The sequence below is a fragment of the Bacillus sp. FSL W7-1360 genome (assembly GCF_038592975.1).
In the GTDB taxonomy this organism is placed as follows: domain Bacteria; phylum Bacillota; class Bacilli; order Bacillales; family Bacillaceae_D; genus Shouchella; species Shouchella lonarensis.
The window spans coordinates 1,755,536-1,769,757 of sequence record NZ_CP151950.1; the positions used below are offsets into that span (position 1 = coordinate 1,755,536).

Annotated in this window: 13 protein-coding genes and 1 tRNA gene; 3 read left to right on the plus strand and 11 right to left on the minus strand. The window is 45.1% G+C overall.

The genetic code is table 11. The annotated features are described in order from the left end of the window. Nucleotides 1-95 precede the first annotated feature (95 nt). From NSQ26_RS09020 to NSQ26_RS09060, 9 genes are all read right to left on the minus strand, one after another. A tRNA-Leu gene (locus tag NSQ26_RS09020) sits at nucleotides 96-176 on the minus strand. Between the two features lie 109 nt (nucleotides 177-285). Next, a complete protein-coding gene (ytfJ, locus tag NSQ26_RS09025; protein WP_090774357.1) occupies nucleotides 286-714 on the minus strand; it encodes a GerW family sporulation protein in 429 nt (142 codons plus the stop codon). Nucleotides 715-783: 69 nt separating this feature from the next. Continuing rightward, the gene (locus NSQ26_RS09030) at nucleotides 784-1,449 is read right to left on the minus strand and encodes a DUF2953 domain-containing protein (RefSeq protein WP_090774356.1); all 666 of its coding nucleotides are present in this window, start codon (nucleotides 1,447-1,449) and stop codon (nucleotides 784-786) included. Between the two features lie 102 nt (nucleotides 1,450-1,551). Continuing rightward, nucleotides 1,552-2,106 (minus strand): RDD family protein, encoded by a 555-nt coding sequence (locus NSQ26_RS09035; RefSeq protein ID WP_245700953.1) that lies wholly within the window; start codon nucleotides 2,104-2,106, stop codon nucleotides 1,552-1,554. A 19-nt stretch (nucleotides 2,107-2,125) separates the two neighbouring features. Beyond that, nucleotides 2,126-3,112: a signal peptide peptidase SppA gene (sppA, locus tag NSQ26_RS09040; RefSeq protein ID WP_499717906.1), complete on the minus strand. Its 987-nt coding sequence runs from the start codon at nucleotides 3,110-3,112 to the stop codon at nucleotides 2,126-2,128. Nucleotides 3,113-3,246: 134 nt separating this feature from the next. Continuing rightward, nucleotides 3,247-3,435 (minus strand): alpha/beta-type small acid-soluble spore protein, encoded by a 189-nt coding sequence (locus NSQ26_RS09045; RefSeq protein WP_090774354.1) that lies wholly within the window; start codon nucleotides 3,433-3,435, stop codon nucleotides 3,247-3,249. Between the two features lie 114 nt (nucleotides 3,436-3,549). Beyond that, complete coding sequence (gene thiI, locus NSQ26_RS09050; protein ID WP_499717907.1) at nucleotides 3,550-4,752, minus strand: tRNA uracil 4-sulfurtransferase ThiI; 1,203 nt, start codon at nucleotides 4,750-4,752, stop codon at nucleotides 3,550-3,552. Further along, nucleotides 4,749-5,894: a cysteine desulfurase family protein gene (locus NSQ26_RS09055; protein ID WP_499717908.1), complete on the minus strand. Its 1,146-nt coding sequence runs from the start codon at nucleotides 5,892-5,894 to the stop codon at nucleotides 4,749-4,751. Before NSQ26_RS09055 ends, thiI begins: the two co-directional genes overlap by 4 nt. 131 nt (nucleotides 5,895-6,025) lie before the next feature. Continuing rightward, nucleotides 6,026-6,901, minus strand: a complete 876-nt coding sequence (locus NSQ26_RS09060; RefSeq protein ID WP_499717909.1) for a glycine betaine ABC transporter substrate-binding protein — start codon at nucleotides 6,899-6,901, stop codon at nucleotides 6,026-6,028. A 147-nt stretch (nucleotides 6,902-7,048) separates the two neighbouring features. Here NSQ26_RS09060 and NSQ26_RS09065 point away from each other — a divergent pair, with 147 nt between their 5' ends. The 3 genes from NSQ26_RS09065 (at nucleotide 7,049) to gbsB (ending at nucleotide 10,395) form a co-directional block, all read left to right on the plus strand. Further along, on the plus strand, nucleotides 7,049-7,609 hold the full coding sequence (locus NSQ26_RS09065; RefSeq protein ID WP_499717910.1) for a GbsR/MarR family transcriptional regulator: 561 nt from the start codon (nucleotides 7,049-7,051) through the stop codon (nucleotides 7,607-7,609). Nucleotides 7,610-7,688: 79 nt separating this feature from the next. After that, nucleotides 7,689-9,158: a betaine-aldehyde dehydrogenase gene (gene betB / locus NSQ26_RS09070; protein ID WP_499717911.1), complete on the plus strand. Its 1,470-nt coding sequence runs from the start codon at nucleotides 7,689-7,691 to the stop codon at nucleotides 9,156-9,158. A 28-nt stretch (nucleotides 9,159-9,186) separates the two neighbouring features. Then, nucleotides 9,187-10,395, plus strand: coding sequence for a choline dehydrogenase (gene gbsB / locus NSQ26_RS09075; protein ID WP_499717912.1), 1,209 nt, complete (start codon nucleotides 9,187-9,189; stop codon nucleotides 10,393-10,395). Nucleotides 10,396-10,682: 287 nt separating this feature from the next. Here gbsB and NSQ26_RS09080 read toward each other — a convergent pair whose 3' ends face one another. Both NSQ26_RS09080 and rpmA read right to left on the minus strand, forming a co-directional pair. Further along, nucleotides 10,683-13,181, minus strand: a complete 2,499-nt coding sequence (locus NSQ26_RS09080) for an alpha-helical endospore appendage domain-containing protein (RefSeq protein WP_499717913.1) — start codon at nucleotides 13,179-13,181, stop codon at nucleotides 10,683-10,685. Between the two features lie 757 nt (nucleotides 13,182-13,938). Then, nucleotides 13,939-14,217: a 50S ribosomal protein L27 gene (gene rpmA / locus NSQ26_RS09085; RefSeq protein ID WP_090774346.1), complete on the minus strand. Its 279-nt coding sequence runs from the start codon at nucleotides 14,215-14,217 to the stop codon at nucleotides 13,939-13,941. Nucleotides 14,218-14,222 lie beyond the last annotated feature (5 nt).

Genomic DNA, 14,222 nt, shown 5'->3' on the forward strand with positions numbered 1-14,222 from the left:
GATTAGCCCCTCACTTCACCCCACTAAAGCACAAAAAAGCCAGCCCTTTAATCGCTCAAAGCCCTGACTTTACTGAGTTTCTGCTCGTTTAGTTATACCGGTGGTCGGGGTCGAACCGACACTCCAAAGGAACACGATTTTGAGTCGTGCGCGTCTGCCAATTCCGCCACACCGGCACTGTACGCCTTACTGTACTCGCAAAGAGCACTTTCGACATGAATAAATATATCATGCCTTAAGGCGCACGTCAACCATTTTTTCTAATTGCTTTCTTTCCTCATACGATTAAATTGGGGGCTGTCCACTTTCTTGTTTTGTTTCACATGCATCATGATCACACTTTAGCATGCGTTGGATTTTCTCACATGCTTGTGGCGCTAAGTCCAGTAACTTTTCATACAAATGGGTGGATCCATCTAAATGTACCATCTTCACCCCGTGACTGTTTACGACCAAAAAAGCAATAGGCGTAATTGACACCCCGCCGCCACTTCCACCACCAAACGGGTGATGTTGACCTTCTTCTCCCTCTTTTCCTTCTATATAAAATTCACTTCCTCCTGCTGCAAAACCGAATCCTACTTTTGAGACTGGCATAATTACACTGCCATCTGGTGTCTCCACTGGGTCGCCAACAATCGTATTGACGTCGACCATTGCTTTAATATTTTCCATCGCCGTTCTCATTAGTCCTTCAATTGGATGATTAGACATCATGATCTCTCCTTCTGATTTTCACATCAATACAGGAAGTAGAGATAACCCCCTACTTCTGCCGACGATCTATCCGGTTTGATATGAATCATTTGATGACTGTGCATGCGCCTTTCGTGCACGTATCAATTTGATTCCTGTACGTATAGCGTGTCCGAGGCGAAAGGAGACTATGCATGAAAATGATACAGCCCACCCTGCCGCCTGATAATGGGGAACGACGATCAAATTCGGTGGTTTTTGCCATTTTAATTTTGTCCCGAGATAACCACATAAACTTCCCTTCACTCCCCAAAGTAAACCAGCAATCTTCGCCGCGCTAGCTGCATCACCTGTGCCTAATTCTGTACGCCATGAAAATGATTGGACTGTCACATGAGCTAAAAAAGCATATACTTTTCCTTTTAAATCAACTACTTGCTTAAGCATCCTACGGCTATCGCGCCAAAAATGAATCATTGTATGCCATGTCCACTTTTTCTTCTCTGTCTTATCTGCACCAGCAGACTCGGATTCTTCTGTAAACGTGACTGACTGCTGTACCTCGTTAAAATGAATCATTGGTGTCTCGAATTTATATATTGTGAAGCGCCATAACTGCACTTTTAACTGTAATAAATCATCTTTGGCCACATGCCGATATGTACAAGTAATCACGATGCGAGACAAACAAAGCATCACGATGAATATGGTCACGATCCCCACAATAAGTACAGTCCAATACCATGCATTCACGCCGTATCACCCTTCCTACTCCACATGTAGCGTATGCATTTATAAAAAAAAATAAACGAACCATGAACAATTGGTTCGTTTATCTCTCTAAACACTTCTTAATCAACATCTTAGAGAATCGCAAAAAACAACACATGTATCTGCAAAGAAGTCGTGAATCCCTTGCTTTTTCGGTGTAAAAGCGACAACCAAATACATGATATAGAGCAACGCAAACGATTGTTGAATGAGACGCCCCATTCCTTCACGAAAAAATACGTCTCCCCATGTTAGTGCGTGTCCATTTGTACGAATGACGCGTAAACCGAACAACATCTTTCCTAACGTCTGACCGCACCACTTTGTCATCAGCGCAAAATAAGCAAAAGTGACCAGTCCATAGACGATCGCTGCTATAAATGAGTACATCCCCCAGCCATTAGAAACAAAAGCAGCTGGCGTCAACCACGTTCCTATTATCGCACCACTCAATGCGGATAAAATCATTGTATCAAATAAGAACGCCCATAGACGCATCCAAAAACCAGCGTAACGCACTGTTTGCATAACCTCTACAGTACCTTGCTCCTGATCATACGATGCAGGTACCGTATGCCCCCGCAAACGTCGATGCGTCGCTAAACGTCGATGAGAGAGTTTTTGTACACTATGGTCCATACCTATTTTCCCCTTCATGCTAACGTGTTACCTCTGGATGATGCAAAAGATAAAAAGCACGCGGATAACGATCATCAAAAACGCCTTCTAACACTTGTTGGTCTAAATTGTTATTAAAAATACGCGGTGCTTTGACGCCAAATAAGCTACCAAACCCATAAGTTTGGTTATAAGCAAATACTTGGTATGCACCGACATCTTCTCGCATTTGCTCAATGGTATCATCAAGTGAACCCAATTCGTCTACAAGCCCTACTTCCACTGCTTGCTTGCCAGTATATATTCGACCGTCACTAAGCGATCGCGCCTGCTCCACAGAGAAGTCGCGTCCTTCTGCAACAACACGAACAAATTCCTCATAGTACTCGTCCACAATTGTCTGTAAAATGTCATCATCTGCTTCTGTAGCAGGGCGTGTTGGTGACATGATATCTTTATGCTCGCCACTCTTATAAACTTTTTCCTCAATGCCAAGTTCATCTAGCAAGCCACTTACATTCATCGTGCTCATAATAACACCGATTGACCCAGTAATTGTTTGTGGATAGGCAAAAATTTTATCCGCTGATGCAGCTAAGTAATATCCGCCAGAAGCAGCCGTATTCCCCATAGATATGTAAACTGGCTTATCATATTGTTCCTGTGCCTTTGTGATCGCGGTATGGATCTCAGCACTTTCTAACACACCGCCACCTGGTGTATCAACAGAGACCAAAATGCCCTTCACGTCATTGTCTTCCATCGCATCCTCTAACATGTTTAAAAACATCTTATGGTCATACGTTGTTCCACCAAAAAAAGTCTCTTCTGTATCGAGAATAGTTCCCTTTACTTCAAGTAAAGCAATATGCCCCGTCATCTTCCCGTCACGTACAACCTCTTTTTCATACTCATCAAGCAGACCCCCTCCTGCCTCATCTGTAGATGAGAAAGCAAATTTTGTTATGAGCGAAATGAGTAAAATAAATACGCCCAAACCAAGAGCGACCCAACGTCTTGCTTGCATGACAACACAACCTTTCTCCATTAATCACTTCATCCATTATCGTACCACAAACATCTCTATGTATGAAACCATTCCCCCAAATGAACATACAAAAGGACAAGGGAGACCTTGTCCTTCAGTCATGCTTTATATCATTATTTGTGATACCCACCAAGTTGCTGCTCTGCTGCTGCAACAAGGCGCTTCGTGATTTCTCCACCTACAGACCCGTTCGCACGAGAAGTTGAATCAGGACCAAGTGTTACACCGAATTCAGAAGCGATTTCATACTTCATTTGATCAATAGCTTGTTGCGCACCAGGTGTTACTAAGCTGTTTGCCATGTGTCTCACCTCCTTCGGTACTACTAGAATGCGCGAAAGTGAGAAGAACATACACAAAAAAAACTTGGTAAATTTTTATAAAAAACGAAACATGCCGGACGTATTTATAGAGACTTAAAATAACTGTTCAATTTCATTTTTAGCTGTACGAGTCGCAATCGTTAGTCGCTCAGTTTCTGCCACTGCTGCGTTACACTTTTCTTCAACCTCGACATGTTGTTCATATCTTGCAGCGTTCGTACGCTTTGGCTTTGTTTTTGAATCAGAAGGGAGAAAGATTGTGCAACAATCTTCAAACGGCAAGATAGATGTTTCATACGTACCTATTTGTTTTGCTTTCCCGATGACAACTTCTTTATCCATTGCTAAAAGTGGGCGAAGAACAGGTATATTTGTCACTTCATTAATCGTGTGCATGCTTGCCAATGTTTGAGAAGCAACTTGTCCTAAACTTTCTCCATTTGAGATCGCTAAAATCCCACGCTCAATGGCAATTTTCTCGGCAATACGTAGCATCATTCGTCGCATGATCGTCATTTCATAACTACTTGGGACTTTTTGGTGAATATGCGTTTGGATATCGGTAAAAGGGACAAGATGGACGGTCATTTCACCCCCGTATTTCGTTAAAATCCGGACGAGGTCAAGTACCTTTTGCTTGGCTCGTTCATTCGTGTATGGCGGGCTGTGAAAATGAATCATCTCCAGCTCCGCACCGCGCTGCATCAGTAAATGTGCGGCAACTGGCGAATCAATCCCACCTGAGAGCATATGCAAAACCTTCCCACTTGAACCAAGAGGTAACCCTTTCGCTCCTGCAAATGCACCTGACGTAATGTATGTGCCCGATTCCCGTACTTCAACGTTAATATTTGCATCCGGGGTATGAACATTGACCGCAATCGCCCCATCCTTTGCTTTTAGCACATAGCCACCAACAAGATGATTGAGCGTTTGCGAATCAGTCGGAAAAGGCTTGTACGCTCGGCGCGCACTAATTTTAAATGTCTTTGCTTCGGGATGCTGATTTAACATAAAGAGCGCACCACGTTGCATCGCTTCTACGTCATTTTCTACGCGAAGCGCCAAACTGTAGGAATGAATCCCGAATACAGGTGCTAACGCTTCAACTACAGGCTCGTGCGCAACACCGTTCAGTTCGACGACAATACGTCCAAACGTTCGGCGCGCTTTGACGCCTTCGCAGTGAGCCAACGCTCGGCGAATGTTGGCTAATAACAATTTTTCAAATGAACCGCGATTTTTTCCTTTTAACGCAAGCTCACCGTAACGAATTAAAATATGATCTATATTCATGAAATCACCTCTATTAATTGCGGAATGACTCTTTTACAAACCGCTATACACGTCTGGATGTCTTCTGTCGTCGTTTCATATGAGAAACTGAATCGGATCGCACTATTCGCACGGTCAAGTGGAAAGCCAGCCCCTAACAAAACGCGACTCGGTTTCCCTGTCTTCGTGGAGCACGCCGATTGTGTCGACACATAAATACCTTCCTGACCTAGCGCTTGAACGAGCACTTCCGCTTTGATGCCCGGTACAGAAACATTCAAAATGTGCGGTGCAGCCCCAGTCATCGGGGTATTACGCACAATACCAGAAATGGTTTCTAACCCTTCCCATAACATTTGCTGAAGCATTTGCAAATGCCCTTCTTCGACGCGACGACGTGCTTCTGTTTGCCAAATTGCTTTGGCAAATGCTGCTGCACCGGCGACATTTTCTGTACCTGGACGCAAGCGCTGTTCTTGCGATCCGCCATAATATAGGGCACGCAACCATTTGCGATTACGGACAAATAATGCGCCTGTCCCTTTTAATCCGTGCACTTTATGAGCGGAAATCGTAAGGAAATCAATATTTACTAACGAGAACGCAACTTTGGTCAAACTTTGTACGGCATCAACATGGTACCGAATCGTTGGATAACGCGCCAACATTGCCCCGATCTCAGCAATGGGTTGCACGAAACCAAGCTCACCTTGCACATGGCCGATCGTCACAAGTACGGTTTCCGGTCGAATTGCTTGTTCAATCGCCTCAACTGTCATGTGCCCATCGGCATTTGGTGCAATGTACGTGACGTGCACACCTGTCGCTTCTAATTGCTTTAATGACTCATAAACAGACGCATGTTCCATCGTTGTCGCAATGATATGAGCCTGTTCTTGCTGCTTCGCCTGAACGACACCATGAATAACGAGACCGTTTGCCTCGGTCCCTCCTGATGTAAATAATAGTTCATCCGGCTGACAGAGCAAATACGCGGCTACTCGCTCACGCGCATGTGTCAGTACACGCTCCGCCTCCATCCCTAACGTATGCAATGAAGAGGGATTGCCAAAGTATTCCCTCGCAATTTTCGTATATAAAGAGAGCACTTCCTCGTAAGGACGTGTCGTCGCGCTATTATCTAAATAAATCATCTGTTCCATTGCGATCCTTCTTTCATGCAAACTCATCTTGCCTATCATAGCATATTTGCGCACTTAGTGAAAATACGGTTTCATGTCAAAAAGATCCAACTGAGCACGAAAAAACGCCCTGTAAAAGAGCGTTTAAAGAATTATGATGCGCTTTCTTTTATACCTACCAACCATTCATCAACACGCGCTTGATTGTCGTTCACCCATTTCTTTGCTGCTTCTTCCGGCGTGAGTCCGTCTTCTTCCATGAGCAACATCACTTCATTCATTTCTTCCGGTGTCCAATAAAACTGATCAAGCACTTTGTAGCTAATCGGGGCATCTTCTTTCAACCCGTGACGCACCATCGTGCGAATTTCCCCATTTGCTTCATAAATACCTTTTGGATCCTCTAAAAATTTCAAGTCATACGACTGGAATTTCCAGTGCGGCTGCCAAGCCGTAATGACAATTGGTTCTTCTTTTTGATAATCGCTATCAAGTTGTGCTGTCATCATCGCATCTGTACTTGCAACGAGCGTTAATCCTTCTAACCCATATGCCTCCATCACTTCTTCTGTTGTCGTCATAATTCCCGCGCCGGCGTCAATGCCGGTAATTTCAGTAACAACATCCGGGTGTAAATCTGCGATGCTTTCGATATCCATATATGCTGGGACAGCTAATCCTGTCTTTGCTCCTTCAAGATTTGCACCTAAATCCTCCACTTTATCCCCATACGTCTCATAATCACTCTTCATATCATTGGGCAACCAAGCTGCCACAAACCCATCTGCTTTCCCTTCAGCTACACTCGACCACATGATGCCTTGTTCCACGGTTGTTAAAGTGACATCCACACCTGCTTGTTCAAGTGCTTCTTTTATAACATGATTTGAGGCGACCTCTGACTCCCATGCTACATACACAAGCTCAATCGCTTCTTTTTCCTCTCCGTCCGTTTTTTCTGCCGCATTGCAACCAGCAACAAATAGCACACTGCTTGCAGCAATGATCGCTGTCCACTTTTTATTCATTGTTTCCCCTCCGTATATGCAAATAATTTTAAACAAGTTAAATCTATGCAGCACCCATCCTAACATACTGATCCACAATGTCAACTATTGCGCTTCCTTGATAGACACGCTATACTAACGCTAATATGACGGGCAGGAGGAATATTGGTGAATAACAAGGAAATAGCACAACAATCACTAGCAAAAGCACACGCACATATTAAAGACGGGATTGCTGATACGATGGATATTTACGGTGTAAACCGCTCCATTGGTCAGTTGTATGCTACCCTTTATTTACATAATGGACCAATGACACTTGATCAATTACGAGACGAATTAGGCATGAGCAAAGGCAGCATGAGCCTTGGTGTCCGCAAACTGTTGGAAGAAAAGTTGATTCATCGTGTTTATCGAAAAGGCGAACGAAAAGACTTATACGAAGCAGAAAAAGATTTTTTCCACTTTTTTACGACATTCTTTACCCGGCGGTGGGAACGCGAACGCGCTGTCAATGTTGAAGCAATTCATGCAGCAATTCCTGAGTACGAAGCCTTAATGACTGATTCAAACACCCCGCTTGACGTACAACAAGAAGCTGAACGCACATTAAAAACGATCACTGCTTCTCTTGCTTATTATGAATTCCTCGACCTACTTGTTGAGCAATTTCGTCACGGTCAATTAGCTGAGGAATTGCTTTCACGCTTCTCAAAAAAGGGGATTTGACACATCCCCCTTGCCGTGTTAAGATGATTTACATACTATTTGTTTAATATGTATTAAACATATCGAAAGGGTGGAGTTTATGCAACTTTCTATGTACATTAATGGCGCATGGGTTGAAGCAAGCAACCGTGCCACACGCACAATCATCAACCCATTTGACCAATCGCCAATCGCCACTGCTGCCGAAGGAGCTAAAATGGATAGTGATAAAGCGATTGCCGCAGCAAGAAAAGCATTCGACGATGGTGAGTGGGCAAATAAGCCTGCGAACGAACGGGGCGAAAAAGTCCGGCTCATCGGCGAAAAAATTAAAGAACATGCCGAGGAACTTGCGCGTCTTGAAACGTTAGACACAGGAAAAACAATTGAAGAAAGTCGTGCCGATATGGCTGATATTGCGAACGTCTTCTTTTATTTTGCTGGCCTTGCCGATAAAGATGGTGGAGAGCTCATTCCAAGTCCGATTCCAGACTCAACAAGTCAAGTAGTGCGTGAGCCGATCGGTGTTTGTTCATTAATTACACCGTGGAACTATCCACTCTTACAAGCCGCATGGAAACTTGCACCGGCCCTTGCCGCAGGAAACACACTTGTCATTAAACCAAGTGAAATCACACCACTGACGACGGTGAAGATCTTCGAATTTTTCGATGAAATCGGGTTTCCAAAAGGAGTCGTCAATCTCGTTCTTGGAAACGGAAAAGATGTTGGTGCCCCACTTGCTGAAAGCACTGATGTCGACCTTGTCTCCTTCACAGGTGGGATTGAGACTGGAAAAACGATCATGCAAGCGGCAAGCAGTAATGTGAAGAAAATCGCACTCGAACTCGGTGGTAAAAACCCAAATATCATTTTTGCTGACAGTGACTTTGACACCGCTGTTGATCAAGCATTAAACGCTGTCTTCTTCCATGCCGGACAAGTGTGTTCTGCTGGTTCTCGTTTGCTTGTGGAAGCGTCATTGCACGACAAATTTGTGACCGCACTCGTGGAACGCGCGAAAAACATTAAACTTGGCAATGGCTTTGACGAAGGCACGCAATCAGGTCCACTTATTTCTGCTGAACACCGCGCAAAAGTTGAATCTTACATTGCGATCGGCAAACAAGAAGGCGCAACCGTTGTACTCGGTGGTAAACGCCCAGACGATCCGGCTTTACAAGATGGTTTCTTCTTAGAACCAACCATTTTTACAGGATGTACAAATGACATGCGGATTGTCCAAGAAGAAATTTTTGGCCCCGTGTTAACGATTGAGACATTCGAAACAACAGAAGAAGCAATTGCAAAAGCTAATGACACGATTTACGGTCTCGCTGGAGCGGTCTTCTCAACAAATATTGAGAAAGCGGAGTTTGTCGCAAGCCGTCTACGTATGGGCACAGTGTGGATTAACGATTTCCATCCTTATTTCGCGCAAGCGCCATGGGGTGGCTACAAACAATCTGGATTCGGTCGCGAGCTTGGCAAGATTGGCCTTGAAGAGTATACCGAAGTGAAACACGTTTTCCGTAATACGAACCCACAACCAGTTGGCTGGTTCGGCTAATATACACATAAATAAGGGAGAGATACAAATGGCAATGCATATGAAAGTAGAGTCAATGTTAGGTTATCATACATTTGAAGTACCAACGGCAATTAAACACGGAATTGATTCCATCCGTCATTTAGGTGCAGAAGTGAAGGCATTACAATCTACGAAAGTGTTACTCGTAACCGATCCTGGCATTTACAACGCCGGTGTTACTGCACCCGTTGAAGCAAGCCTAAAAGAAGCAGGCATCGAGATCGTTCTATTCAACGAAGTCGAACCAAACCCACCTACCCGCCTTGTCGCAAAAGGTTCTGCGCTCTATAAAGAAACAGGTTGTGATGGTCTTGTTGCCGTTGGTGGTGGTTCATCAATGGATACAGCGAAAGCGATTGGCGTTGAAGTCACACATGAAGGCACTGTCTTAGATTACGAAGCAGCTGAAGGAAAGAAGCCGCTTGAAAACCGGATTCCAACACTTGTGACGATCCCAACAACAGCCGGGACAGGTTCTGAAGTGACACAGTGGGCGGTCATCACGGATGAAGCGCGTGAATACAAGTTCAATACAGGTGGACCACTGATCGCTGCACACTTAACGATCATTGATCCAAAATTACACACGTCCATGCCCCCACACGTCACGGCAATGACAGGGATTGACGCGATTGCGCACGCAGTCGAATGTTATACAATGAAATATGCTCAACCGGTGACAGATGCCGTTGCGTTACTTGCGATTGAATATGCAGCTACTTACATTCGCCGCGCATTCGCAGATGGGACTGACCTTGAAGCACGTTACGGCATGGCACAATCGGCAATGCTTGCTGGTCTTTCTTACGGCAGTGAGTCTGCTGGCGCTGCACATGCGATGAGTCAATCACTCGGTGGCATGGTACCAGTCGCCCACGGGCAATGTGTGGCCGCGATGATGGGACCGGTCATGGAATTTAACTGGAAAGGCGCACCAGAGCGCTTCGCCCGTATTGCGCAAGCATTTGGCATTCGCACCGATCACATGACAACGGAAGAAGCAGCAAAAGCAGCGGTCCGTTATATGTATGACTTAGTTGAGGAACTCGAAATCCCGTCCCTCGAAGCACAAGGCGTGGATCCTAATCAAGTTGATCGCTGGGCAACAGAAGCATTTAAAGATCCACAAACGATCGGAAACCCGCGCGATTTATCATTAGAAGACTACAAATGGCTTTATAAGCGTTGCTTTAATTTAGTGCCGCAGACGGTGTAATTTCGTAACATCGTCCAAAAAGCAGGAGCTGTCCTAAAGAGTCTGTCCTAAAGGTAGATAAAAACTGACCTTTAGGATAGCTTTTTCTATTTTTGAAACATTGGAAAGGCACTATAACTCCAAACATTTTTTTCGATAAAATACACCAGAAAACCAGAAGACTGATCAAACGTGACGACCAGTCTTCTGTGTTTCAGAGGATTTTGGAACATTCCTTTTTTAGGGTTATTTCTTGTCATTTCCAATAAACAATACATTTAACACAAAATAACATAGCAGAAAAACGACTAACTATATAATGGTCCTGTCAACCGAAACCCTGATGAAACAGCTACTCCAGTGGTGCGGGGACCTTTTGTAATGGTCGTGATAATGGTTTGCGTGATACCATCAATCACAGACAAATTCGTATTGCCTGCGTTAAAGTAACCAACATAAATTAAATTTTGATTCGGGTTAACACCAATGCCCTGAGGTTGACTGCCTGCGCCAGTGGTAGTGATCGTTGCAATCACAGTATTTGTCGTTGCAAAAATAACAGAGACAGATGCACCATTTCGATTGGTTACATAAATCAAGTTGGTCTTTTCATTTATAGCAATTTCGCGGCTACCGGCACCCACTGTGATGGTAGCAATGACAGTGTTGTTTGCAGTATCAATCACAGAGACATTGCTACTGTTAGCATTCGTTACATACACCCGATTCATATTGGGGTTAAATACAGCGTTCCACGCGAGCGCACCAACTGTGATGGTGTCGATCACTTGTTGGGCATAGCCATCAATCACAGATACAGTCCCGTCATCTTGATTCGTGATATAAACAACACCTGTATTAGGGTCTACCGCACCTCCTATAGGATTTTGACCAACTGCAATCGTTGTCAAAATTGTGTGATCTAGCCCATTAATCACAGAAACATTGTTGTTCGTTTCATTTGCTACATAAATAAGGTTTGTATTTTCATTTACAGTTACACCAAAGTCTCCAGATCCAACCGTCACTGTCGCGATCACAGTGTAGTTAACTCCATCAATAATAGACACGTTGGTCGAATTTACATTGGCGACATAAATGAGGTTCGTGTTTTGATTAACAGCAACGTCATATGGCTGAGTCCCTACACTCACCGTAGCAATGACCGTCCATGTATTGCCGTCAACCACAGATACTGTATTGTCACCTTGGTTAACTGCATAAATCACATTCATGAATGCGTCTTCTCCAGTTGGTCCTGTAATACCCGTAATGCCCGTGGCTCCTGTTGCACCGGTGGCTCCGGTCACGCCCGTGATTCCTGTGGCTCCTGTTGCACCGGTGGCTCCGGTCACGCCCGTAATACCTGTGGCTCCTGTTGCACCGGTGGCTCCGGTCACGCCCGTGATGCCTGTGGCTCCTGTTGCACCGGTGGCTCCGGTCACGCCTGTGATGCCTGTGGCTCCTGTTGCACCGGTGGCTCCGGTCACGCCCGTGATGCCTGTGGCTCCTGTTGCACCGGTGGCTCCGGTCACGCCTGTGACGCCCGTGGCTCCTGTTACACCGGTGGTTCCTGTCATGCCCGTGATGCCTGTGGCTCCTGTTGCACCAGTGGCTCCGGTCACGCCCGTGATGCCTGTGGCTCCTGTTGCACCGGTGGCTCCGGTCACGCCTGTGATGCCTGTGGCTCCTGTTGCACCGGTGGCTCCGGTCACGCCCGTGATGCCTGTGGCTCCTGTTGCACCGGTGGCTCCGGTCACGCCTGTGATGCCTGTGGCTCCTGTTGCACCGGTGGCTCCGGTCACGCCCGTAATGCCTGTGGCTCCTGTTGCACCGGTGGCTCCGGTCACGCCTGTGATGCCTGTGGCTCCTGTTGCACCGGTGGCTCCGGTCACGCCTGTGATGCCTGTGGCTCCTGTTGCACCGGTGGCTCCGGTTGGTCCTGTAGCACCAGTAGGTCCTATAGAACCAGTCACACCAGTGGCTCCAGTAACCCCGGTGACGCCAGTAGCACCTGTAGCCCCAGCACCCGTCGGTCCGGTCGGTCCTTGTGTACCGAACTCCTCCCAAGAATTCCAAGTCGTGCCTGTGTCATCAGTCGCACTTCGTACATAAATGGTTGGATTGCCAATGAGTAGTTGTAAAATCGATGTTGTCGGTCCTGGGGTAATGACAGAAACATACAATGTCCAGATTGGGCTTGTAAATCCGAGTGGACCGTTCACAGGTCCGCCTGCATTTCCTTCAGAACTGTATACCCCCTCGGTAATAAAGGAATCTAGGTCACTATCAGATGGCACTTCTCCGTAAGAAAAAGCACCAACGTCCTCGGCATTTAACGTCACACTACCATCTGGTGCGGCAGTAATGCCGTTGATGTTTGCAATACCACCCGTGATGTCCCCGATGGTTAAGACGACGTTCCCGTCAACATCAGGTAGGATATTGTTAATTGCAACAACCCCGCCGGCAGGTCCTGTCGCTCCAGTCGCGCCTGTCGGTCCGATCAACGTAGGAATGTTTGTCGCTGCTTTCATTTTTGACTCAAGAATAATTTCTTTCTTGAAAATCGTGTCAAGCATGTCTGCAGCACTTTCATTAATCGACAGAATTTCCTGTAGTGTAGCTGGAGGTCCTGTCAGGCCAGACAATGTTCCTAGAGCGTATTGAATCTTCTCTCCTTCCGCATTAATAATGTGCGCCAAACCCATTTCCTCCATCGCTATTGATGCGAGCAATAAATTGACCACATCGTCTCGATCAAGGGTAATATTGGGCGTAAAATTTGGCATGTTGGGTTGAGACACTTTAATCATCCTTTCCCGCATGATTTGTAATACTATTTAAAAAACAAAATAGCATTCTGTATATTTTATTATTTTTTTTTTTTTGATTGGGTATTATGGTATAAAAAGTAAGGGGTACCTGTGTGGAAGAACTTTAGTGATCGTTATCTTTTTGTGTGTATTTTTTATTTGCACCTACAAAGAGGCCAAAAGGCAGACGTCTTGATGGTTTGTATAAGCATGATTTTGTTGGCTGTGTGCCTGTTGAGACGTTCACAATCATTTCAAAATCACCCGAGATGTTTCGCCATTAAAATTTGCAATATGTGAGATTTGTATGTTTATTCACAACTACTCATCGTGCACCAAGAAGTTCAGTAGTTGTAATAATAGTTCATTTATGTCACTATCAATGATTGAGACTATTGAATCCTGGTTTGCTACATAAATCACAGTTAATTACAGTTGTTTTTTGTTAGATTCATTCCTGTAATTGTTGTTGTCACAGTCTGCGTTTTCCATTAATCACATATACAAACGAATTACATAAGCAAGCAACAAATTTTCATTTTTATTCATGCCACCTCTTTTGGGTTAGTTCCTACAAGAATTGTTCCAATCACTTATTGTGTCGCTGCTGAAATAACCGAAACATTTGCACTGTTAAAGTTAGCTGTGTATATAAGATTCGTATTTGGATTCAATAAAAGAAACTTGCTGACAACAAAAAAGCAACCTCCCAAAATCAATCATCAGGAGACTGCTTTTCCTTTTCTATTTACGCCGGATACACACTCACTTGCTTCCGGTCACGTCCAACACGCTCGTATTTCACAACACCATCTGTTTTTGCAAACAATGTGTCGTCGCCACCTTTACCTACGTTGTTCCCTGGGTAAATTCGTGTGCCACGTTGACGAACCAAGATTGATCCACCAGTGACCGTTTGACCGTCCGCACGCTTTGCGCCAAGGCGCTTTGAACGAGAGTCACGTCCATTCTTCGTGCTCCCTACTCCCTTTTTCGATGCGAAAAATTGAAGATCCATTCTCAACATGAAAA

Bases quoted from the DNA above. Each gene is read 5' to 3' on its own strand.
- ytfJ (WP_090774357.1), bottom strand. From the start codon at position 714: ATGTCTAATCATCCAATTGAAGGACTAATGAGAACGGCGATGGAAAAT.
- NSQ26_RS09055 (WP_499717908.1), bottom strand. From the start codon at position 5,894: ATGGAACAGATGATTTATTTAGATAATAGCGCGACGACACGTCCTTAC.
- gbsB (WP_499717912.1), top strand. From the start codon at position 9,187: ATGGCAATGCATATGAAAGTAGAGTCAATGTTAGGTTATCATACATTT.
- thiI (WP_499717907.1), bottom strand. From the start codon at position 4,752: ATGAATATAGATCATATTTTAATTCGTTACGGTGAGCTTGCGTTAAAA.
- NSQ26_RS09035 (WP_245700953.1), bottom strand. From the start codon at position 2,106: ATGGACCATAGTGTACAAAAACTCTCTCATCGACGTTTAGCGACGCAT.
- NSQ26_RS09060 (WP_499717909.1), bottom strand. From the start codon at position 6,901: ATGAATAAAAAGTGGACAGCGATCATTGCTGCAAGCAGTGTGCTATTT.
- NSQ26_RS09045 (WP_090774354.1), bottom strand. From the start codon at position 3,435: ATGGCAAACAGCTTAGTAACACCTGGTGCGCAACAAGCTATTGATCAA.
- sppA (WP_499717906.1), bottom strand. From the start codon at position 3,112: ATGCAAGCAAGACGTTGGGTCGCTCTTGGTTTGGGCGTATTTATTTTA.
- betB (WP_499717911.1), top strand. From the start codon at position 7,689: ATGCAACTTTCTATGTACATTAATGGCGCATGGGTTGAAGCAAGCAAC.
- rpmA (WP_090774346.1), bottom strand. From the start codon at position 14,217: ATGTTGAGAATGGATCTTCAATTTTTCGCATCGAAAAAGGGAGTAGGG.